This window comes from Achromobacter agilis (assembly GCF_900496965.1).
Lineage (GTDB): Bacteria > Pseudomonadota > Gammaproteobacteria > Burkholderiales > Burkholderiaceae_B > Achromobacter > Achromobacter agilis.
Genome location: NZ_UFQB01000039.1, coordinates 1 through 21,017, shown reverse-complemented (window position 1 = coordinate 21,017; position 21,017 = coordinate 1). Strand labels below are relative to the sequence as shown.

Annotated in this window: 22 protein-coding genes; 12 read left to right on the top strand and 10 right to left on the bottom strand. The window is 68.5% G+C overall.

Annotation, left to right across the window (positions count from 1 at the left end; all coding sequences use genetic code 11):
- Positions 1-17 precede the first annotated feature (17 nt).
- The 3 genes from AGI3411_RS28700 (at position 18) to AGI3411_RS28690 (ending at position 3,410) form a co-directional block, all read left to right on the top strand.
- A complete protein-coding gene (locus AGI3411_RS28700; protein ID WP_129530716.1) occupies positions 18-968 on the top strand; it encodes an adenosine deaminase in 951 nt (316 codons plus the stop codon).
- Between the two features lie 151 nt (positions 969-1,119).
- Positions 1,120-2,388 carry a carboxylesterase family protein gene (locus tag AGI3411_RS28695; protein ID WP_129530708.1) on the top strand — a complete coding sequence of 423 codons (1,269 nt, stop codon included), beginning with the start codon at positions 1,120-1,122 and terminating at the stop codon, positions 2,386-2,388.
- A 71-nt stretch (positions 2,389-2,459) separates the two neighbouring features.
- Positions 2,460-3,410, top strand: a complete 951-nt coding sequence (locus tag AGI3411_RS28690) for a Bug family tripartite tricarboxylate transporter substrate binding protein (RefSeq protein ID WP_129530707.1) — start codon at positions 2,460-2,462, stop codon at positions 3,408-3,410.
- 21 nt (positions 3,411-3,431) lie between these two features.
- On the opposite strand, the gene AGI3411_RS28685 is transcribed toward AGI3411_RS28690, so the two are convergent.
- Positions 3,432-4,070, bottom strand: coding sequence for a TetR/AcrR family transcriptional regulator (locus tag AGI3411_RS28685; protein ID WP_129530706.1), 639 nt, complete (start codon positions 4,068-4,070; stop codon positions 3,432-3,434).
- 144 nt (positions 4,071-4,214) lie between these two features.
- Between AGI3411_RS28685 and AGI3411_RS28680 the strand changes: the two genes are divergently transcribed.
- Positions 4,215-5,708 carry an MFS transporter gene (locus AGI3411_RS28680; RefSeq protein WP_129530705.1) on the top strand — a complete coding sequence of 498 codons (1,494 nt, stop codon included), beginning with the start codon at positions 4,215-4,217 and terminating at the stop codon, positions 5,706-5,708.
- 145 nt (positions 5,709-5,853) lie between these two features.
- On the top strand, positions 5,854-7,242 hold the full coding sequence (locus AGI3411_RS28675) for an amidohydrolase (protein WP_129530704.1): 1,389 nt from the start codon (positions 5,854-5,856) through the stop codon (positions 7,240-7,242).
- On the opposite strand, the gene AGI3411_RS28670 is transcribed toward AGI3411_RS28675, so the two are convergent.
- Positions 7,239-7,730, bottom strand: coding sequence for a GNAT family N-acetyltransferase (locus AGI3411_RS28670; RefSeq protein ID WP_129530703.1), 492 nt, complete (start codon positions 7,728-7,730; stop codon positions 7,239-7,241). The genes AGI3411_RS28675 and AGI3411_RS28670 overlap by 4 nt on opposite strands.
- Before the next feature lie 167 nt (positions 7,731-7,897).
- Between AGI3411_RS28670 and AGI3411_RS28665 the strand changes: the two genes are divergently transcribed.
- A complete protein-coding gene (locus tag AGI3411_RS28665; RefSeq protein ID WP_129530702.1) occupies positions 7,898-8,701 on the top strand; it encodes an aspartate dehydrogenase in 804 nt (267 codons plus the stop codon).
- Between the two features lie 32 nt (positions 8,702-8,733).
- Here the strand turns inward: AGI3411_RS28665 and AGI3411_RS28660 are convergent, their stop codons facing one another.
- Together AGI3411_RS28660 and AGI3411_RS28655 are read right to left on the bottom strand one after the other, a co-directional pair.
- Complete coding sequence (locus AGI3411_RS28660) at positions 8,734-10,569, bottom strand: ABC transporter ATP-binding protein/permease (RefSeq protein ID WP_129530701.1); 1,836 nt, start codon at positions 10,567-10,569, stop codon at positions 8,734-8,736.
- 125 nt (positions 10,570-10,694) lie between these two features.
- Complete coding sequence (locus AGI3411_RS28655) at positions 10,695-11,582, bottom strand: LysR family transcriptional regulator (RefSeq protein WP_129530700.1); 888 nt, start codon at positions 11,580-11,582, stop codon at positions 10,695-10,697.
- Positions 11,583-11,699: 117 nt separating this feature from the next.
- On the opposite strand from AGI3411_RS28655, the gene AGI3411_RS28650 reads away from it, so the two are divergent.
- The 5 genes from AGI3411_RS28650 (at position 11,700) to AGI3411_RS28630 (ending at position 14,723) form a co-directional block, all read left to right on the top strand.
- Positions 11,700-12,536: an amidohydrolase family protein gene (locus AGI3411_RS28650; protein ID WP_129530699.1), complete on the top strand. Its 837-nt coding sequence runs from the start codon at positions 11,700-11,702 to the stop codon at positions 12,534-12,536.
- The gene (locus AGI3411_RS28645; RefSeq protein ID WP_129530698.1) at positions 12,533-13,522 is read left to right on the top strand and encodes a tripartite tricarboxylate transporter substrate binding protein; all 990 of its coding nucleotides are present in this window, start codon (positions 12,533-12,535) and stop codon (positions 13,520-13,522) included. Before AGI3411_RS28650 ends, AGI3411_RS28645 begins: the two co-directional genes overlap by 4 nt.
- 67 nt (positions 13,523-13,589) lie before the next feature.
- Positions 13,590-13,970, top strand: a complete 381-nt coding sequence (locus AGI3411_RS28640) for an RNA-binding S4 domain-containing protein (protein WP_129530697.1) — start codon at positions 13,590-13,592, stop codon at positions 13,968-13,970.
- Positions 13,971-13,987: 17 nt separating this feature from the next.
- Positions 13,988-14,350 (top strand): translation initiation factor Sui1, encoded by a 363-nt coding sequence (locus AGI3411_RS28635; protein WP_129530715.1) that lies wholly within the window; start codon positions 13,988-13,990, stop codon positions 14,348-14,350.
- A 19-nt stretch (positions 14,351-14,369) separates the two neighbouring features.
- On the top strand, positions 14,370-14,723 hold the full coding sequence (locus tag AGI3411_RS28630) for a DOPA 4,5-dioxygenase family protein (RefSeq protein ID WP_129530696.1): 354 nt from the start codon (positions 14,370-14,372) through the stop codon (positions 14,721-14,723).
- Between the two features lies 1 nt (position 14,724).
- On the opposite strand, the gene ppk2 is transcribed toward AGI3411_RS28630, so the two are convergent.
- Positions 14,725-15,801: a polyphosphate kinase 2 gene (gene ppk2 / locus AGI3411_RS28625; protein ID WP_129530695.1), complete on the bottom strand. Its 1,077-nt coding sequence runs from the start codon at positions 15,799-15,801 to the stop codon at positions 14,725-14,727.
- A 186-nt stretch (positions 15,802-15,987) separates the two neighbouring features.
- Between ppk2 and AGI3411_RS28620 the strand changes: the two genes are divergently transcribed.
- The gene (locus AGI3411_RS28620; RefSeq protein ID WP_129530694.1) at positions 15,988-16,428 is read left to right on the top strand and encodes a hypothetical protein; all 441 of its coding nucleotides are present in this window, start codon (positions 15,988-15,990) and stop codon (positions 16,426-16,428) included.
- Between the two features lie 10 nt (positions 16,429-16,438).
- Here the strand turns inward: AGI3411_RS28620 and AGI3411_RS28615 are convergent, their stop codons facing one another.
- The 5 genes from AGI3411_RS28615 to AGI3411_RS28595 form a co-directional block, all read right to left on the bottom strand.
- The gene (locus AGI3411_RS28615) at positions 16,439-17,629 is read right to left on the bottom strand and encodes a trans-sulfuration enzyme family protein (protein WP_129530693.1); all 1,191 of its coding nucleotides are present in this window, start codon (positions 17,627-17,629) and stop codon (positions 16,439-16,441) included.
- 53 nt (positions 17,630-17,682) lie between these two features.
- Positions 17,683-18,339, bottom strand: a complete 657-nt coding sequence (locus tag AGI3411_RS28610) for a methionine ABC transporter permease (RefSeq protein ID WP_129530692.1) — start codon at positions 18,337-18,339, stop codon at positions 17,683-17,685.
- Positions 18,320-19,423, bottom strand: coding sequence for a methionine ABC transporter ATP-binding protein (locus AGI3411_RS28605; RefSeq protein ID WP_129530691.1), 1,104 nt, complete (start codon positions 19,421-19,423; stop codon positions 18,320-18,322). The genes AGI3411_RS28610 and AGI3411_RS28605 overlap by 20 nt, the downstream gene beginning before the upstream one ends.
- A 3-nt stretch (positions 19,424-19,426) precedes the next feature.
- Positions 19,427-20,242, bottom strand: a complete 816-nt coding sequence (locus AGI3411_RS28600) for a MetQ/NlpA family ABC transporter substrate-binding protein (protein WP_129530690.1) — start codon at positions 20,240-20,242, stop codon at positions 19,427-19,429.
- A 155-nt stretch (positions 20,243-20,397) separates the two neighbouring features.
- Positions 20,398-20,823, bottom strand: a complete 426-nt coding sequence (locus AGI3411_RS28595; protein WP_129530689.1) for a CopD family protein — start codon at positions 20,821-20,823, stop codon at positions 20,398-20,400.
- Between the last annotated feature and the right edge of the window lie 194 nt (positions 20,824-21,017).

The following is a 21,017-nucleotide window of genomic DNA, read 5'->3' as shown; positions in this document are numbered from 1 at the left end:
TTCAGGATCCGAACACCATGTACGACTGGCTCAACGCATTGCCCAAGGCGGAACTGCACCTGCACCTGGAAGGCTCGCTGGAACCCGAGCTGCTGTTCCAGCTGGCGCAGCGCAACGGCGTGGCCCTGCCCTGGCCCGATATCGACGCCCTGCGCGGCGCGTACGACTACGGCAATCTCCAGGAATTCCTGGATCTCTATTATCTGGGCGCCGACGTGCTGCGCACCGAGCAAGACTTCTATGACCTGACCTGGGCCTATCTGCTGAAATGCCACGAGCAGAACGTCGTCCATACCGAGCCCTTCTTCGATCCCCAGACCCATACCGACCGCGGCGTGCCGCTGGAGGCGGTGCTGGACGGCATCGGCCAGGCGCTGGAGGACGGCCGCAAGAAGCTGGGCGTGGAAAGCGGCCTGATCCTGAGCTTCCTGCGCCACCTGCCCGAAGCGCAGGCGATGCGCACGCTGGAGACCGCGCTGCCCTACCGCGACGCCTTCATTGCGGTAGGGCTGGACAGCAGCGAGAAAGGCTTTCCGCCGCGCCTGTTCCAGCGCGTGTTCGACCGCGCTCGCGCCGAAGGCCTGCCCGCCGTGGCCCACGCGGGCGAGGAAGGGCCGCCGGAATACATCTGGGAAGCGCTGGACCTGCTGAAGGTGCTGCGCATAGACCACGGCGTGCGCGCCGCCGAAGACCCCCGCCTGATCGCCCGCCTGATCGACGAGCAGATCCCGCTGACAGTGTGCCCGCTGTCCAACATCCGCCTGCGCGTGTTCGAACACATGCGCCATCACAACATCCTGTCGCTGCTGGATGCCGGCGTGAAGGTGACCGTCAATTCCGACGATCCCGCCTATTTCGGCGGCTACGTGAACGAGAACTTCCACGCGCTGTACGAGCACCTGGGGATGACCCGCGAGCAGGCCCAGGCGCTGGCGGACAACAGCCTCGACGCGCGCATCGTGAAGTAGGCCGGCAGCGACTACCTCCCGGGCCATGCGGGTTTCGCATGGCCTCGTTCAAAACCGGCATGGCCGGCGCGGCTTTTTCCTCCCTACCATAGTGCGGCGTCCGCGGAATCCGGCGCGGACGTTCGACCAACAAGCACACAAGGGGCAGGATATGAGTCAAACCGTTCAGGCGACGCTGCGGGCAGGCACGCTGACCGGCGTGCGCGAAGGCGGCGTTTGCCGCTATGGCGCCATTCCTTATGCGCAGGCGCCGGTGGGCCGCCTGCGGTTCGCGCCGCCACAGCCCGCGGCGTGGCGCGGCGACCTCGACGCCACCCGGCCCGGCGCGGTCGCGCCCCAGCTGCCATCGCGGCTGCGCGGCGCAATGGGCGATTTCGAGGCCGCGCAGTCCGAAGACTGCCTGCACCTGACCGTCTGGACGCCCGACGCCGACGAGCAGCGGCGCCCCGTGGTGATGTGGCTGCACGGAGGCGCCTGGCAAAGCGGCGCCGGCGCGCTGGACTGGTACGACGGCTCGCGCCTGGCGCAGCGCGGCGACGTGGTGGTCGTGGCCGTGAATTACCGGCTGGCCGCACTGGGCTGGCTGCACGTGTCCGGGCAGACCGCCAACGTGGGCCTGCTGGACCAGGAAGCCGCGATCGACTGGGTGCTGGACAACATCCAGGACCTGGGCGGCGATCCGGAGCGGATCACGGTCATGGGGCAGTCCGCCGGCGCATCGTCGATCTGCGCCATGCTGGCCCGCAAGCCGCGGTTCTCGCGCGCCATCCTGCAAAGCGCCGCGCTGGGCCGCGGATTCCGCACCGCGCGGCAGGCCGATGCGCTGGGCCAGGCCTTTCTGCGCGCCGCCGGCGCCGAGAGCCTGGACGCCGCGCGCGAATTGCCGGTCGCCGCGCTGCTGGCCGCGCAGCAGGCCCCCGAAGTGGCCGAGGCCCTGCGCGCCGAAGGCAGCAGCCGCAGCCTGTTCGGCCCCGTGCTGGACGGCGAGATACTGCCCCTGGACATCGCGCCCGCGCTGAAGCGGGCCGCGTCGCGCGCCGATGTGCTGGTGTGCTACACGCGGGACGAGATGGCCGCCTTCCCCGGCAACGCGGTGGACGCCGCCGGCCAACAACTGGGCGAGGACGTTTTCGGCGCGCCGTCGCGGCAATGGGCCGAGGACGCCATCGCCCAAGGCCGCGACGCCTGGCTCGCGCGCTTCGACGTGGCGCCCACGGCGCGCTTCGGCGCGTGCCACTGCATCGAGCTGCCTTTCGTGTTCGATACCCTGCAAGCGTTCTCCAGCGCGCCCATGCTGGCCGGCCTGCCGCCCGACCAGGCCGGGCAACTGGCGCGCCGCACGCAAGCGGCATGGATCGCGTTCATCCGCGGAGACGGCCCCGGCTGGCCCGCCGCCCCGCATATGCAGATCCTGGCCTGAGCCTGCTTTGCGCCTCGCCCGGGCCTCGCCGCCCGGCGCCCCCCCCATATCAACGATTCAAGGGAAATTCCATGTTCAAGCAAACCGCGCTCGCGCTTGCGCTGCTGATGCCGCTGGCGGCCACCGCCGCCTATCCGGACAAGCCGGTGAAGATCATCGTGTCCAACCCGCCCGGCGGGCCCGTGGACGTCATGCTGCGCGTGCTGGCCAGCAAGCTCGGCGCCGCCTGGGGGCAGCCCGTGGTGGTGGAGAACAAGCCCGGCGCGTCCGGCATCATCAGCACGGGCGCGCTCGTGAAATCCGCGCCCGACGGCTACACGCTGGGCATGGTCGTGGCCTCGTCCGTCACGATCGTGCCGTTCGCGGTGGACAGCCTGCCGTTCGACCCGCAGAAGGACCTGCAGCCCATTTCGCTGGTAGCGCGCACGCCCTTCATTTTCATCGTGCCCAAGGACAGCCCGCTCAAGACCTGGGAAGACTTCGTGCGCGAAAGCCAGTCCCGCAACCTCAGCGTGGGCTCGTTCTCCATCGGCACCGCGTTCCATCTCGTCTGGGAACAGACCGCGCGGCGCGCGGGCATCAAGGCCCTTTACGTGCCGTCGTCCTCATCCGGCAAAACCCAGAACGACCTGATCGGCGGCCAGCTCGACGTCGGCCTGGACGCGCCGTCCAGTTCGAAGGGCCTGATCGACAGCGGCCGCCTGCGCGCGCTGGCCATCACGAGCCCCGAGCGTTTCGGCGGCCTGCCCGGCACGCCGACGCTGGAAGAATCGGGTTTGAAGGGCTATGCGCCGCAGCCGTGGATCGGCCTGATGGCGCCGGCGGGCACGCCCAGGGACCGTGTAGCGCTGATCCAGAAATCCGTGTCGGACATCCTGAAAGAACCCGCGATGAAGGCGCAGATGGAAACCCTGGGCATGATCCCGATCGGCAGCTCGCCGGAAGAACTAGCGGCGACGATCGAAGCGGACCGCGCGGACATGGGGCCGCTGATCAAGGAGCTGGGCATCAAGCTGCAGTAGCCGGGACGCCCGCGCGCGGCCTCAGTCCGCGCGCACGCCCAGCGTACGCAGGAACATCTCTGCCAACGGCGCGGACAGGTCTTGCGGATCCAGCAGGCCCTGCGCGATGCGGGCGTCCACCGCGCCGTGCATGCCGTGGTACAGCACGATGGCGGCCAGCGCCGCGTCGTCCAGCGTCCAGCAGCCGGCGCGGGCGCCGGCCTCCAGAATGCCTTCCAGCTGATTCAGCACGGCGCTTTTCTCGGCCACGCCGCGATCGGGATGATGGGTGTCGTGGAACACCACGTCATGCAGCGCATAGCCGTCGAAGTAGGCCTCGACGCCGGCGCGCGTCCAGGCGCGCAGCCGCGCCACGCCGTCGTCCGGCGCACAGGCGTCCACCGCCCGCGCGATGTGGTCCAGGAACCCCTGCGAAAACTTGGCGCGCAGCGCCGCCAGCATGTCGTTCTTGGAGGTGAAGTAGTGATAGAACGTGCCCTTGGCCACGCCGGCCCGTTCGACGATCTCGCTGATCGTGGCCGCCTCGACGCCCTTCTCGACGAAGAGCGCCTCCGCGGCGGCCATGAGCTCGTCCAGGCGCACCGCAGCGGGCTTGGTGCGGGGCTTGCGGACGTCCGCCGGGCCTGCAGGCAAGGCGAGCGGATCAGGGGCGGCAGGCATCTTGTCTAGGCATCCATTCAACGGCAAGGCGCCAGTGTAGAGGACGCGCTCGCCCGGGATCAAAATTTGAGAACGATTCTTTTTTCAATTGACCGACGGTCGGTCGATAAATAGAATACCCCTTCTCCCATTCCTTCCGCCGCTATGCATCCCGCACGCCGCCGCGCCCTGGTCCTGGCCGTCAACCTGGGCAGTTTCATCACCATCCTGGACATCAGCATCGTCAATGTGGCGCTGCCCACCATGCAGGCCGCCCTGCGCATCGACATGGCCGGGCTGCAATGGGTGGTGGACGCCTACGCCCTGTTCCTCTCGGCCTTCATGCTGTCCGCAGGCCCGCTGGGCGACCGCTACGGCCGCAAGCGCTCTTGGCTGGCGGGCGTGCTGCTGTTCACGGCGGGATCGGCCCTGTGCGGGCTGGCCGACGGCCTGACGGCGCTGCTGATCGGCCGCGCGGTGCAGGGCGTGGCGGGGGCCCTGCTCGTCCCGGGCGCGCTGTCCCTGCTGACACAGGCGTTCCCCGATCCAAAGGAGCGCGCCCAGGCCATCGGCGTCTGGGCATCGTGCAACGCGATCTCGCTCATCGTGGGCCCGATGCTGGGCGGCGTGCTGGTCGCGCACTTCGACTGGCAGAGCATCTTCCTGATCAACCTCCCCGTGGGCGCGCTGGCCATCGCGCTGGGCGCCTGGAGCATTACGGAGAGCGCGCACCCCGAACACGCCGCGTTCGACCCGGCGGGCCAGGCGCTGAGCGTGTTGTGGCTGGGTGCGCTGACCTTCGGCCTGATCGCCGCGGGCGAACATGGCTGGGCCGCGCCGCAGGCCGTGGGCGCGCTCGCCACCGCCGCCGCCGGACTGCTCGCCTTCCTGTGGGTCGAGCACCGCGCGGCGCGGCCCATCCTGCCGCTGAGCCTGTTCCGCGACGCCGGCTTCGCCATTACCAACTTCGCGTCTTTCGTGCTGGGATTTTCCGCCTACAGCAGCCTGTTCTTTTTCTCGCTGTACCTGCAGCACGTGCAGGGCCTGTCGCCGCTGGCCGCCGGCTGGCAATTGGCGCCGCAGTTCGCCGCGGCCGGACTGGTTTCGGTGGTGTTCGGCCGGCTCAACCAGCGCTTCGGCCTGCCCCGGCTGATGATCGCCGGCTATACGCTCATCGGCGCGGCCATGCTGGGCATGACCAGCTTCGAAGCCCACACGCCCTATGCGGTGTCCGGGTCCCTGCTGGTATTGCTGGGGCTGGGCACGGGGCTGGCGGTGCCGTCGACCAGCATGGCCGTGATGGCCACGGTGCCGCGCGAGCGTTCCGGCATGGCGTCGGCCACCATGAATGCGCTGCGCCAGACCGGCATGACGATAGGCATCGCGCTGCTGGGCGCGTTGATGAGCGGACGCGCGATCGACGCGCTGACGGCGTCGCTGTCGCGGTCGGGCGCGCCCGACGCGCCTGCCCTGGCGCGCGCCGCGATCACGCTGCACGACATCCCCGGACGGCCCGCCAATGCGGCCACGCTGTTCGCCGATGCGCTGACCGGCGGTTTTCACGCCGCGATGTTCGCTGCGGGCGCCGCGTCGCTGCTGGCGGCCCTGTTGCTGCTGATCGTCGCGCGCGGCGCAAGGCGCGCCCTGCGCGCGGCCTGACGGCCCGATTTCCGGCGTGCGGAATTCCACCGGCCGGAATCAAAACGGCTTGTTTTTAAGTGTCCGTAACAAACACGCCGGCGGCAAAACGCTCGGGTAAGATCCTCACTCGATAACAGGTTAACAACCGAGAGGAGAACGAGACATGCCGCAACCGAACGCCCTGTTCCGTCTGGCCCCGCTGGCGCTTGCCGCCCACCTGCTGATGTCCGGCCCGGCCGCCGCGCAAAGCGCGCCCGGCACGCAGGGACCGCTGGCCCCCGCGCCCGATCCGGCCCTGGCCGCGCAGATCGACCAGCGCGCCAAAGCCATCGAAGACAAGCTCATCGCCTGGCGCCGCGACATCCATCAGCATCCGGAACTCGGCAACCAGGAAACGCGTACGTCCAAGCTGGTGGCCGACCACCTGCGCGCGCTCGGCATGGACGTGAAGACTGGGGTAGCCGGCACCGGGGTCGTCGCCGTGCTCAAGGGCGGCAAACCCGGCCCCGTGGTGGCGCTGCGCGCCGACATGGACGCGCTGCCCGTCAAGGAACAGGCCGACGTGCCGTTCGCGTCCAAGGCGAAAGGCACGTACCTGGGCAAGGAAGTGGATGTGATGCATGCCTGCGGCCATGACGCCCACACCGCCATCCTGATGGCCACCGCGGAAGTGCTGGCCGGCATGAAGGACGAACTGCCCGGCAGCGTCAAATTCATCTTCCAGCCCGCCGAGGAAAGCCCCGCCGATTTCGAACCCGACGGCAAGAAGATCTGGGGCGCCAAGATGATGGTGCAGGAAGGCGTGCTGGACAATCCCAAGGTCGACGCCATCTTCGGGCTGCACGTGTCGAGCGCCTATCCGGCCGGCAAGCTCTCGTGGCGCAGCGGCCCCGCCATGGCGGCGGCCGACCAGTTCTGGATCGATGTGACCGGCAAGCAGACGCACGGCGCGCGGCCGTGGTCGGGTATCGACCCCATCGTAGTCAGCTCGCAGATCATCCTGGGCCTGCAGACTATTCCCAGCCGCCAGATCAACAGCATGCTGGAGCCCGCCGTCATCACCGTGGGCGCGATCCACGGCGGCAACCGCATGAACATCGTGCCGGACAGCGTTGCCATGACGGGCACCATACGCACCTACGACGAAGGCATGAAGAAGGACATCCACCAGCGCATCGCGCGCACCGCCGACATGATCGCGCAGAGCGCGGGCGCCAAGGCGGACGTGCGCGTGGTGGAGCTCTATAACGCCACCGTCAACAACCCGGCGCTGACTGAAAAAATGGGTTCGACCCTGCGCCGCGTGGCGGGCGACGGCAACTACGGCTTGCAGCCCAAATCGACCGCCTCCGAGGACTTTTCGTTCTACCAGGAGAAGGTGCCGGGCATGTTCTTCTACCTGGGAGTGACGCCCAAGGGCACGGACGTGGAGAAGGCCGCGCCCAACCATTCGCCGCGCTTCTACGTGGACGAGTCCGGGCTGATCAACGGCGTGCGCGCGCTGTCCAATCTGGCGGTCGACTACATGGCCGGCGCGCAGCAAGGCGGCTAAACGGAAAACGCGGCGTGGTAGGCGACCTCGCCTCGCGCGGGACGCGTGAAAACCCGCGCCATGAAGTACTCCGGCGGCACGCCCGGGCAGGTCAGTGACGCATCCCGGGCGAAGCCGAAACGGCCATAGTAGGCCGGGTCGCCAAGCACCACGCAGCCCGCCGCGCCCAGCGCTTCGAGCCTGGCCAGGCCCTCGCGCAGCAGCGCCGCGCCGACACCGCGGCGCTGCCGGTCCGGCCGCACGGCCAGCGGCCCCAGGCCGTACCAGCCCGCCGAACCATCGCCGACCGTCACCGGCGAAAATGCAATGTGCCCCACCGGGCTGCCGCCGTCCCAGGCGACCAGCGACAACGTCAGCGCGCCGGCCTCGCGCAGCGCGTCGATGATGTGGCCCTCGGTCTGCTGGCTATGGGGATGGTCTTTGAACGCGTCTTGCGTCAGCGTGAAAATGGCCTCGCGGTCGAGAGGCGTTTCTGGAAGAATCCGCATGGCGTTGCTCCTGCCGGTACGAGGCGCCAGTGTAGCCCCGCGGACCGCGGCCGCCACGCATTGACGCTGGCACGCGCGCTGGCTACAGTGGCCTCACTCCTTGCGGTCCGCCAGCCTGGCGCCGCTCGTCCAATCGCCGCCGCGCGGCATCTATCTTCCGGATCCCTATGAACCGCTACCGCGTCGGCATCGCCGGCTTCGGCGCCATCGGCCAGGCCGTGGCGCAATCCCTGGACGCCGGGCTGCCCGGCCTCGCGCTGGCCGCCGTCGCCGTGCGCGACCCCAAGGCCCCGCCGGCCTTCGCATGGGCCAACGGCGCCCCCGCCTTCACCACCATCGGCGCGCTGCACGAGCAGTGCGACGTGGTCGTCGAATGCGCGCCCGCCGCCGTGTTCCGCGACATCGCCGAACCGGTGCTGCGCGCCGGCAAGAAGCTGATCGTGCTGAGCTCCGGCGCCCTGCTGCGCCACGACGACCTGATCGAGCTCGCCCGCGCCCATCAAGGCCAGATCGTGGTGCCGTCCGGCGCCATCCTCGGCCTCGACGCCATCACCGCCGCTGCGGAAGGCGTCATCCATTCCGTCACTATGATCACCCGCAAGCCGGTGCGCGGCCTGCTGGGCGCGCCCTACCTGGCCGAGCACGACATCGACATCTCCGCCATCACCGAACCCCGCCTGATCTTCCGCGGATCGCCGCGCGAAGCCGCGGTGGGGTTCCCGGCCAACCTGAACGTGGCGGTCAGCGTTTCGCTCGCCGGCATCGGGCCGGACCGCACCACGCTGGAAATCTGGGCAGATCCCTCCCTGGAACGCAACATCCACCGCGTCGAGGTCGCCTCCGATTCCGCTTCGTTCTCGATGGAAATCCAGAACATCCCTTCGGCCAATCCCAAAACCGGCCGCATCACCGCGCAAAGCGTGGTCGCCGCGCTGCGCAAGCTGACCGGCCCGTTGCGCATGGGCACCTGACCCGCCGCGCGGGCGCAGGGCCGCATCGCGCCTCAGGCCGCGGCGCGGCGCAGTTCCACCGGCTGGGCCCGCGCTTCCATCCGGCCCGTTCTCCAGTTGCCCGCGCCGTCCAGGTCGAGCCGATCGGTATGGAACGCATCCAGCGTGCTGCGATGGCCCACACTGACCAGCATGCACGCCGGCAGCGCGCTGCGCAGCAGGCTGTACAGCGCATGCTCCAGGCCTTCGTCGGTGGCGGACGTGGCCTCGTCCAGGAATACGATAGCCGGCCGATTGAACAGCACGCGCGCGAACGCCACGCGCTGCTGCTCGCCGATGGACAGAATGCGCGCCCAGTCCGCCACCTCATCGAGCCGGCCGGCCAGGTGCCCCAGGTTCACCTGCCGCAGCGCGTCGGCCAGGCGGGCGTCGTCCTCGGGCTGCGCCAGGCCCGGGTAGGCCACCGCGCCGCGCAGATCGCCCAGGGGCAGATAGGGCCGCTGCGACAGGAACAGCGCGGACGCGCCCTGCGGGCGCCTTACCTTGCCCTCGGCATACGGCCACAGGCCAGCCAGCGCGCGCAACAGCGTGGTCTTGCCGCTGCCTGACGGCCCTTTGATCAACAGGGCCTGCCCCGGCCGCAACCGCAGGTCCAGGCCGCGCAGCAGGATCTCGCCGTCGGGCCGGCGCAATTGCACGCCCTCGATGTCCAGTCCGTCGGGCAGCGCCTCCGTCTGCACGGACGGCAAGGCGCGCGCGGCCTCGTTGGCGTCCAGGAATCCATTGAGCCGGTCCAGCGTGGCGCGGTACTGCGCAAAGGTGTCGTATGACGTGCGGAAGAACGACAGCGAATCCTGCACCTGCCCGAATGCCTGCGAGGTCTGGATGACGTCGCCCAGCTTGATGGCGCCGCTGAAAAAGCGCGGCGCCTGCAGGATGAAAGGAAACACCACGGCCACCTGGCTCACCGACAGATTGAAGCCGTCGAACTTCAGGCCCCGGTACACGCGCGCCCACAGGTTCGCGATATAGGCGGTGAAACGGGTCCAGAGGGTGGCGCGCTCCACGTCTTCGCCCTGGTAGAACGCGACGTTCTCCGCGTTCTCGCGCAGGCGCACCAGCGCATAGCGGAAGTTCGCGGTGAGGCGTTCGGACAGGAAGTTCAGCCGGATCAGCGGCCGCCCGATGCGAAAGGCGAACAGCGTGGCCACGATCACGTACAGATACACCATGAACACCATGGCCCGCGGGATCTCCACCCCGCCCACGGTCAGCGCGCCCGACAGCCCCCAAAGAATGGACGTGAACGCCACCAGCGACACGATCGCGCTCAGCGCGCCGATCGCCAAAGTGCGCGAGCCGGTGACGAACATGGCGATGTCCTGCTCGATGCGCTGGTCGGGATTGTCGACCGGCGCGTCCAGGAAATGGCCGCGATAGTAGGCGCCCGCGCCCAGCCAGTCGCGCGTCAGGCGCTCGTTAAGCCAGACGCGCCAGCGGATGTCGAAGGCCTGCCCGGCGTAGCTGTCCGCCAGGGTCCTCGCCACGTGCACACAGGCGAGCACGGAAAATATGCCCAGGAACCGCCAGAACGCGGACTCGTCCAGCGCCTGCAGCGCACTGTAGAAGCCGTTGTACCAGAATGAAAACAGCACGGTCATGCGCACCGCGAACATCGCCAGGAACAGCAGCAGCGCCAGCGTCAGCAAGGGCCGCCAGCTGCGGCGGGGATTGAGGTAAGGCCACGCCAGCCGCCAGAACTTCCGTCCCCAATCCGTGGTCCGCGCGAGCACGGCCGCGGCCAGTGCCAGCGCGACGGCGGTAATGCCGAACGCCTGCGCGAGCCACAGCGCGCTTTCGGCGAGTTGCTGCTGCCAATTCAGATCCATGGGCAAGTCCTCCAACCGTTTCTGGTTAGACGGGGCCTTGCCGTCAGGTTCCGGAGAAACGCGCGCTTTAAGCCTGGCTTAAGCGTTCTGACAGGGCGGACGCATGCGCAATGAAAGGAATGGCCTCAGCGCGCGCCCAGGTCCAGGTTGGCGAACAGATCGGCCAGCGTCGGCACGGACCGTGCCGGCCAGATCGCGCTCAGGTCGAAGCTGGGCAGGCGCTGCCCATCGCGCACATCGCAAAAGCGCACGCCCCTGAAGTTCATCGTGCGGATCCAGCTGGGCAGCAGCGCCACGCCGCAACCGCCCGCCACGCAGGACAGCACGGTCAGCGTGCGGTTGGCCTCTTGCGCCACCTGCGCATCATGGCCGCCCTTGCGCATCGCATCCAGAATGCCGGCGTAGAAGGCCGGCAGCTGCGCTTGCGGATACATCACCAATCCGGCCTGGGCGATCTGCGCCATCGAGACCATTGCGTCGTCCGCCACGTCGAATTCGTCCGGCACCGCCGCCACCAGCCGGTCGCGCAGCAGCAGCCGTTCGCGCATGCGGCCGCCCACGGCGACCGGCGTGTGCATCAGGCCCAGATCGATCTCGCCAGTCTGCAGGGCTTCGGCCTGCTCGGCGTTGCTCATTTCGCGCAGGATCACGCGCACACCCGGCGCCTGCCGGCGCATTTCACGCAGCGCGCGCGGCAAGGTGTCGAACAAGGCGGACGACACCAGGCCGATGGTCAACTGCCCCGCGCTGCCGCGGCCGATCTCGCGCGCCCGGTGCGCCGCAGCGTCGATGCGCGCCACGCTGATCCGCACGTCTTCCAGGATAGCCAGCGCCGCGGGCGTCGGCGCGGCGCCCCGGCGCGAGCGATCGAACAGGCGCACGCCCAGGTCTTTCTCCATGCGGCCCAACGCCTGGCTCAAGGCCGGCTGCGCGATGCCCAGCCACTCCGATGCGCGGCTGACGCTGCCATGGTCCACCACCGCCAGGAAGTAACGCAGGTGCCGGGTTTCCATATTGAATCGATATATATAAAACAGTTATCCCAAATAGAAAACTATACAGCGTCTTCTTAGAATCCCGGCTTATAGAACAGCGCCGGGCCCCGCCCGCGCACCGCGCAGGAGACCGCTTTGCCCACGCTTTCGACCGGCGCCGCCGTCGACACCCATGCCCACGTATTCCGCCAGGGACTGGCGCTGGCCACGACGCGCCGCCACACCCCGGACTACGACGCCACGCTGGCCAGCTACCTGGCGCTGCTGGACGCGCATGGACTGAGCCACGGCGTGCTGGTGCAGCCCAGCTTCCTGGGCACCGACAACAGCCATCTGGCCGAGGCCCTGCGCGCCGCGCCCGGGCGCCTGCGCGGCGTCGCCGTGGTGGCGCCCGGCATCGATCCCGCGCAATTGCAGGCGCTGGCCCGCGCAGGCGTGGTGGGCATCCGGCTGAACCTGATCGGCCTGCCCGTTCCCGACCTGCGCCTGCCCCGCTGGCGCGCGCTGCTGGACCGCGTGAACGCGCTGGGCTGGCACGTCGAAGTCCATCTCCCGGCTGCCCGCCTGCCCGAAATCCTGCCGGCGCTGCTGGCCGCGGCGTGCCGCGTGGTCGTGGATCATTTCGGCCGCCCCGATCCCGCGCTGGGCGTATCCGACCCCGGCTTCCAGTACCTGCTGCGCCAGGCCAGCAGCGGCCGCGTGTGGGTCAAGCTGTCCGCGCCCTACCGCAACTGGCAGACCCCGGCCTGCGCGGCATCCGGGCGGATCGCCGCGCAGCAACTGCTCGACGCCTATACGCCCGCCCGCCTCATGTGGGGCAGCGACTGGCCCCATACCGAACATCGCCATCTGGCGTCCTACCCCGCCGCAACGCAGTGGCTGGACGCCTGGATCGACGACCCCGAGCACCGGCGCATCCTGCTTGCCGACACGCCGTTGCAGCTGTTCCAATTCCAAGGAGACAAACCATGACCCACCTGTTCCAACGCCTGGCGCGCCGCAGCGCCCTGTTCGCGGCCGCCGGCCTGCTCGCCGGCGCGGCCGGCGCCGCCTCCGCCGCCTATCCCGAACGCGCCATCACGCTGGTCGTCACCTATCCGCCCGGCGGCACCGTGGACGTGGTGGCGCGCCTGATCGGCCCCAAGCTGGCCGCGGAGCTGGGCCAGCCCGTCGTCATCGAAAACCGGGGCGGCGCCGGCGGCATGATCGGCGGCGCGGTCGTGGCCAAGGCCCAGCCCGACGGCTATACGCTGATGCTGGACGCCTCCAACCACGCACAGAATCCCGCCTTGCATTCGAAGATGCAGTTCGACACGCTGACGGCGTTCGCGCCCGTCTCCCTGCTGCTGCGCGTTCCGAACGTGCTGGTGGTCACGCCGTCGTATGAAGTCAAGACCGTGGCCGACCTGATCAAGCTGGGGCAGCCCGGCGCGAAGGACCACGTGTATTTCGCCTCGGCGGGCCCGGGCTCGGCGCAGCATCTGGCCGGCGAGCTGTTCAACCTACTTGCCAAAACCCAGCTGCAGCACGTGGCCTACAAAGGCGGCGGTCCGGCCATGATCGACGTGATGTCGGGCCAGGTGCCGGTGATGTTCGCAAGCATGGGGTCGGCCTGGCAGCACGTGAAGAACGGCAAGCTGCGCGCCGTCGCCGTCGGCGGCCTGGAGCGCTCCAAGACCGCGCCCGATCTGCCCACCATCGCCGAGTCCGGCGTGCCGGGCTATGAAACCTATGAATGGAACGCCGTGTTCGCCCCGGCTGGCACCCCGCCCGCGATCGTGGAGCAGGTGTCGCAGGCGCTGGCCAAGGTCTTGAAGGATCCCGCCATCGCCGGGCAGCTCGCCGGCATCGGCGCGGAGCCCATCGGCTCGACGCCCGCCGAACTGGACACCTTCCGCCGCGCCGAAATCGCCAAGTGGCAGCGCGTGGTCAAGGAAGCGAACCTGAGCCTGGACTGAGTGGTGCCGGGCCCGCCGGCCCGGCTATCATCATCCCTGACACAGCAATCCGGCAGGGACAGGCAGCATGGACAAAATCCGACTCGACAAATGGCTTTGGGCTGCGCGTTTCTACAAAACGCGCAGCCTGGCCGTGCAGGAAATCGGCAAAGGCCGGGTATTGGTGAACGACCAGCCCGCCAAACCCGCGCGCGAAGTCGCGCCCGGCGACCTCATCGCCATCCGCAAGGAAGACCCGGCGCTGCGCGTGCGGGTCGTGGCCATCAGCGGCGTGCGCGGCCCCGCCCCCGTGGCGCGGCAGCTCTACGAAGAAACCCCCGACAGCGTGGCGGCACGCGAACGCGCGGCAGAGATGCGCCGCCTGGCGCCCGAGCCGGCGCTGGAAATAGAAGCGGGCCGGCCAACCAAACGGGACCGTCGGCTGATCGACCAGATGCGCGGCAAATGAGCGCGCGCATGAACATCATGAAACGCAGCGCGCCAGGCGGCCTCGTCTATTCCACGGACGGCGGCCGGATGTGCCCCGAGTGCCGCAAGCCCCTGGCGCAATGTCTGTGCAAGCAGGCCGCCAAGGCGCCCCCGGCCGGCGACGGCACCGCCCGCGTGTCCCGCGAAACCAAGGGCCGCGGCGGCAAAAGCGTGACCGTGGTCAAGGGCCTGGCCCTGGACGGCGCCGCGCTGAACGCGCTGGGCAAGCAATTGCGCACCGCCTGCGGCACGGGCGGAACCGTCAAGGACGGCGTGATCGAAGTACAGGGAGACCACTGCGACCGCATCATCGACGCCTTGCAGAAACTGGGCCATCGCGCCAAGCGCGCCGGCGGCTAGCGCGAACGGAGAACGAACAATGACTGATCTATCGATGGCGAGCGTCGCCAGCTGGCATGCCCATGTGTACTTCGACGCCGGCAGCAGGGACGCCGCGTTCGCGCTACGCGAGCGGATCGCCGCAAGATTCGACGGCAAGATGGAACTGGGGCGTTTCCATGAACGCCCCGTCGGCCCGCATCCCCAATGGAGCTACCAGATCGCTTTCGCGCCTCTGCACTTTGCCGAGATCGCGACCTGGCTCGCGCTGCACCACGGCGCCCTGGATGTCTTCATGCATCCCAATACCGGCGATTCCCTGCGCGACCACCGCGACTGCGCCCTCTGGATCGGGCGCAGCCACGTGCTGAACCTGCTGGCGCTGGGCGCCTGATTCAGAGCGCGCGGCCCACGATCAGCGAATCCAGCGCCAGCGCCGGATCGCTGCTCTTGCCTTCATACGGCAGGCGGCTCAGCACATAGCGCATGGCATTGAGCCGCGCGCGCTTCTTGCAGTCGGACTTGACCACCACCCACGGCGCGTCCGCGGTGTCGGTATGCGCGAACATCGCTTCCTTGGCACGCGTGTAGTCGTCCCATTTGTCCAGCGACGCCAGGTCCACCGGACTCAGCTTCCATTGCTTGAGCGGATGGACCTTGCGCTGCTGGAACCGGCGGAGCTGTTCCTCGCGGCTGACCGAGAACCAGAACTTGATCAGGTGGATGCCGCTGCTGACGAGATGGCGCTCGAAATCCGGCACCTGGCGCAGGAAATCCTGGTATTCGCCGTGCGTGCAAAAGCCCATGACGCGCTCGACGCCGGCGCGGTTGTACCAGGAGCGGTCGAACATCACGATCTCGCCGGCCGTGGGCAGATGCTGCACGTAGCGCTGGAAGTACCACTGGCCGCGTTCGGTGTCGGACGGCTTTTCCAGGGCGACCACGCGCGCGCCGCGAGGGTTCAGGTGCTCCATCATGCGCTTGATGGTGCCGCCCTTGCCCGCCGCGTCGCAGCCTTCGAACAGGATGACGACGCGCTGGCCCGTGGCCTTGACCCAGGCCTGCAGCTTCAGCAGTTCCACCTGCAGGCGGTACTTCTGCTTTTCGTAGTTCCGCCGCAGCATGCGATGGCGATAGGGATAGATGCCTTCGCGCCAATCCGCGACCAGTTCGTCGTCGGCGTTGCGTAACGCGTCCGGCGTCCCCGCGCCCGCCTCCAGCAGCGCGCGGTGGACGGCGTGCGCATCGTCCGGCGACAGTTCCTCGATGACCGAACGCAGGGCCTCGCGCGCCTGGGCGGGGTCGCTGGCGTGATGGCGGCTCGCGATGTCCGCCAGCACCGCCACGGCTTCCTGCCGCGCGGCGGCCACGCGCGCGGAAATACGCTTGCGGACTTCCAGCACGGGTTCGGCCACGTCCTCGGGCGCGGCCGCGAGGTCCTTGTCGGTGGCGTCCGGCGTCTTGTCCGTCATGGGGGCTCTCCTTGTTGCGCTTGCCACCGGGCCCGCGGCCGCCGGGCGGCCGCCCGCGTCGTTGCCGGCGAACGCCCGACGCCACGCAGGGCAGCCGGTGCTGGTTTGACGTGAACCATCGGTTGTAGCATCTTTGCCTGGCCGGGTCCGCAAAGGACTTCCTCACTTCCTCTTTCGTGGCGCACCATGTGGTCATTCATCAAGCGGCTCCTCGCCGGCCCCACGCCGCCCGAGGATCCCCTGCGCGAAACCGTGAGTTTCGACGACGCCGGCTTCATCCGCAGCGGCGAGCTTGCGCGCGCGATGGGGTTGCGGGAGTTCTGGCCCTGGGACGAGATCCATGAGTTCGGATTCCGCTACACGCAGGCCATGTTCCCCGATCCGTGGTCCGGCGACTACATGGAAGGCCTCTGGCTCGTCCGGGTGCCCAGCGACGGCGGCGGACTGATGGCGATGGAATTCGACCAAACCGTGCTGGATATCGACCGCCTGCCTTCCGCCCTGTTGCGCAACCTGCCCGGACTGGACATGGACGCGCTGCGCGCGGGGCTGTCCGCCGCCAGCCGCGGCCCTCGCAATTTCGGGGAGGAAGGCGAATGGATCGCATGGCGGCGCGAGGCGGCCTAGCCGGCGCCGGCTACAGCCGGTCCAGGCCCTGTTTGAGATCCGCCAGGATGTCCTCGGGCGTTTCCAGGCCCACGGACAGGCGCAGCAGGCCCTCCGACAGGCCGTAGCGCTCGCGGTCTTCGGCCGAGTAGCTTGCGTGCGTCATGGACGCGGGATGCTGGATCAAGGTTTCGGGATCGCCCAGGCTGACCGCGATCCGCGCCAGCTTCAGGCTGTCGAGCAGCGTCCGGCCGGCCGCGAGACCGCCCTTCAGTTCGAACGCGACCAGGCCGCCGCCCGCCGACAACTGACGCCGGGCGATGTCCGCCCCCGGCGTGTCGGGCAGGCCCGGATAGAACACATCCGCCACCGCGGCATGCCCGCGCAGCAGCTGCGCGACCTGCCGGGCCGATTCACTATGACGCTGCACGCGCAGCTCCAGCGTCTTGATGCCGCGCAGCACCAGAAACGCCGTAAAGGGCGACAGGGTTGCGCCGGTAAAGTAGCGCAGGCCTTGCAACCGGATCGCGTCGATGTGTTCCTGGCGTCCCAGTACCGCGCCGGCCAGCAGGTCGCCATGCCCGCCCAGGTATTTGGTGGCGGAATGCAGCACGATGTCGGCGCCGTGCGCGAGCGGACGCTGCAGCACCGGTGTGGCGAAGGTGTTGTCGACGATGGTCAGCAGGCCTTTGCCGCGGGCGATGGCGGACACGGCGGCGATGTCGACCAGGCGCAGGTTCGGATTGGCCGGGGTCTCGAAGTAGACGGCGCGCGTCTTGGGGCCGATGGCCGCAGCCACGGCTTCCGGGCGGGTGAAGTCGGCGAACACCGCGCGCACGCCGAAGCGCGTCAGGCCCTGCGCGAACAGCGTGAAGGCCGTGCCGTACACAATCTGGTCGACCACGATTTCGTCGCCGCTTTGCAGCAGCGAGAACAAAGTCGCCGAAATGGCCGCCATGCCGGAGGCGGTCACCACGCCGGCCTCCGCGCCTTCCAGCGACGCGAGCCGCGCTTCGAGCAGCGCCTGCGTCGGGTTGCGCGTGCGGCCGTACACGTAGCCCTGCCGTTCTCCCAGGCGGATCTGGTCGAAGGCCTCGATACTGTCCTGGGTATACGTGGAGGTCAGGTAGAGCGGCGGCGACAGCGCGCCCTGCTCGTCCAGCGGGTCGTAGCCCAGGTGGATGGCGCGCGTGGCGAAGCCGTGTTGCGGAATATCGGACATCTCTGGATTCCTATCGTCAGGATGGGCAAGGGCATGCCGCCCTTGCGCGGAAATCAACGTTTATGGTCGGCGCGGCGCGACAGCCATTCCCCGGTGAACTGCACGATCGACACCAGGGCGATCAGGATCACGATCACCTCGAACATCACGCGGGTCTCGTAGCGCTCGTATCCGTAGCGGATCGCCAGGTCGCCCAGGCCGCCCGCACCCACGGCGCCCGCCATGGCCGAGGCGTTGATCATGGCGATGACGCTCACTGTCATGCCCCCGATGATCCCGGGCAGCGCTTCGGGCAGCAGCACGTGGCGCACGATGTGCCAGCGCCGGCATCCCATGGCGCGCGCGGCCTCCACCAGCCCATGGTCCACCTCGTTCAGGCTGACCTGCGCGATGCGCGCGAAGAACGGCACCAGGTTGGCCGACAGCGGCACGATGGCCGCCCACGTGCCCAGCGTGGTGCCCACCAGGAAGCGCGTGAAAGGCAGCATGGCCACCAGCAGGATGATGAAGGGAATGGCCCTGAACGTATTCACCGTGATCGACAGCGCCTTGTTGAAGCGCGGCCGCGGATACAGATTGCCGGGCGCGGTGATGGTCAGCACCACCGCCAGCGCCAGGCCGGAAACGATCGCGATGGCGGCCGAAATGCCGACCATCGCCAGGGTCTGCAGGAACGCCTGCAGGTATTTATCAAGCATCGGCAGCGACATAGCCCAGCACCTTGATCTGATCGGCCACCAGCGCGGCGCGCGTGGCTTCTTCCTGTAATGCGCCGGCGGGCACCGACACCAGCAGGCTGCCCTGCGCGTGGCCGCGCAGTCGGTCCAGCCCGCCATGCAACAGCGTCGCGCCTGGCCCCAGCGCGGCCAGCGCCTGCAGGGAAACGCCCTCGGGCCGTCCCTGCCCCGTGAAACGCAGGCGCAGCACGGCAAGGCCGTCGCGGCCTTGCAGGTCCGGCACCAGCCTGGCCTCCAGGTCGGCCGGCAGGTCGTGCTGCAAGGGCCGCAGCAAGGCGCGCGTGGCGTCCGCCTGCGGATTGCCGAATACGCGCCAGACCTCGCCCTGCTCGACCTTGCGGCCGCCGTCCAGCACCAACACCTTGTGGCAGATCTCGCGGATCACCGCCATGTCGTGCGTGATCAGCACCACGGTGAGGCCCAGCTTGCGGTTGATGTCGCGCAGCAGCGTCAGGATCGCGTGCGTGGTTTCGGGGTCCAGCGCCGACGTGGCTTCGTCGCACAGCAGGATTTCCGGCTCGTGCACCAGCGCCCGCGCGATGCCGACCCGCTGCTTCTGGCCGCCGGACAATTTGGCCGGATACGTGTCCGCCTTATCGCGCAGCCCCACCAGGTCCAGCAGGGCCTCGACGCGGGCGCGCGCCGCGGCGGGCTTCACCCCGGCCACGCGCAGCGGCAAAGCCACGTTCTCGGCCACGGTCTTGGCGGACAGCAGGTTGAAGTGCTGGAAGATCATCCCGATGCGGCGGCGCAGCCCCACCAGCGCGTTCTCGTCGAGCCCGCCCACATCCACACCGTCGACCCGCACGCGGCCTGCGCTGGGCCGCTCCAGCATGTTGATGGAGCGCAGCAGCGTGGACTTGCCGGCGCCGCTGCGCCCGATGATGCCGAACACCTCGCCGCGGGCGATCGAGAACGACACGTCGGACAGCGCCGCGACCGGCCCCTGCGCGCCCTCATAGCGCTTTTGCAGCCCTTCGAACACGATATGGGCGTCAAGCGCCTGGGGCAGCGGCGCGGCGGCCTGCTCCCCAATGGAAAATTCGTGTTGCATCATGGCTCAGAAAACCGGGATCACCGAGCCTTCGTACTTGCTCAGGATGAACTGGCGCACTTCTTCCGAGTGATAGGCCTTGATCAGCTCGGGCACCCACGGCGCATGCTTGTCCTGCTCGCGGACCACGATGATGTTCACGTAGGGGTTGTTTTCTTTCTTCTCGACCGCGATGCCGTCGCGCGTGGCGATCAGCCCGGCCTGATAGGCGAAGCTGTTGACGATGGCGGCGGTGTCCACGTCGGGCAGCGAGCGCGCCAGCACGACGGACGCGCTCTCGACGAACTCGAGCTTCTTCGGATTGGAGGTCACGTCCGCCAGCGTGGCCGTGCCCGTGGCCGGATCGAAGCCGTCCCTCAGGGTGATCAGGCCCTGGTCGCGCAGGATGACCAGCGCGCGCGTCTGGTTGCTGGGATCATTGGGAATGCCGACGCGGGCGCCGTCCGGCAGATCCTTCAGCGACTTGTACTTGCGGGAATAGAACGCGATCGGCGAGATCAGCGTATTGGCCACCGGCACCAGCTTATAGCCGCGCTGCTTGATCTGATCGTTCAGAAAGGGAATGTGCTGGAAGGCGTTGGCCTCCAGGTCGCCGTTGTTCAGCGCCTCGTTGGGGCTGGCGGTGCCGGTGATGACCACCGGCTCCACGGCCAGGCCGTTGTTCTTGGCGACCTGGGCCACCACCTCCCAGATCTGCTCGTCGACGCCGCCGCGCACGCCAACCTTCAAAGGCTTGGGATCGGCCGAAAACGCGGGTCCATGGAACATCGCCGCCGAGGCCAGCACCACGCCAAGCAGCTTCTTCAAAAAACGGGGAGTCATATTGGAATCGCCTCTCAGGCTAAGCGGTTATGAGAGAAACGATTCTAGGGACGGGGACCCTCCGGGCGAACGAATACTTCGTTGAGTCGTTATTACAGGGGTGTTTGGTTATGGCCGCGCGGCATATGCCCGCGGCGCGGGCTTCGCGCGCGGGATCAGAAAGGCTTGACGACGACCAGCGTCACGATCGCGGCGGAGGCCACGACGGTGAACGGCGCATAGAGATCGACCAGCGGCGGACGGCGGGCGCTGCCGTCCGCCATGCGGCGCAGGGCCGCGCTCTGGATGCCGAGCAGCGCCGACAAAGCCAGCGCGAAGCCGATCTTGACCCAGATCCAGCTCATGGCGAACCAGCCGAACGTCATGGCCAGGTGCAGGCCCACGAGCCAGGTCAGCACCATGGCCGGCGTGGTGACGAACAGCGTCCATCGGCGCAGGGCGCGCAGCATCTTGCGTTCTTTCGGGGCTTCGTCGCCGTCCTGCGGTTGCGAGGACAGAAGGAACAGCGACACGAACAGCGAGCCGCCCAGCCAGGCGACCACGGCCGCCACGTGGAGCATTTTCAGGAGTTGATAAGTCATGGCCCGGATTATCGCCGGATGCGGGCGCCGGCGTGTACCGGCGACCCGCCACCCTTTGCGCTACAGCAAACCGGTATCCTGGCGCGGACTTTACTTGGCGGCTTCCGGCGCAGCGGGCGCGGGCGCCGTCGTGGGCGAGGCGGGCGCCGCGGCGCCCGACTCGGCTTTGGCGGGCGCCGGCGACACGGCGGCCG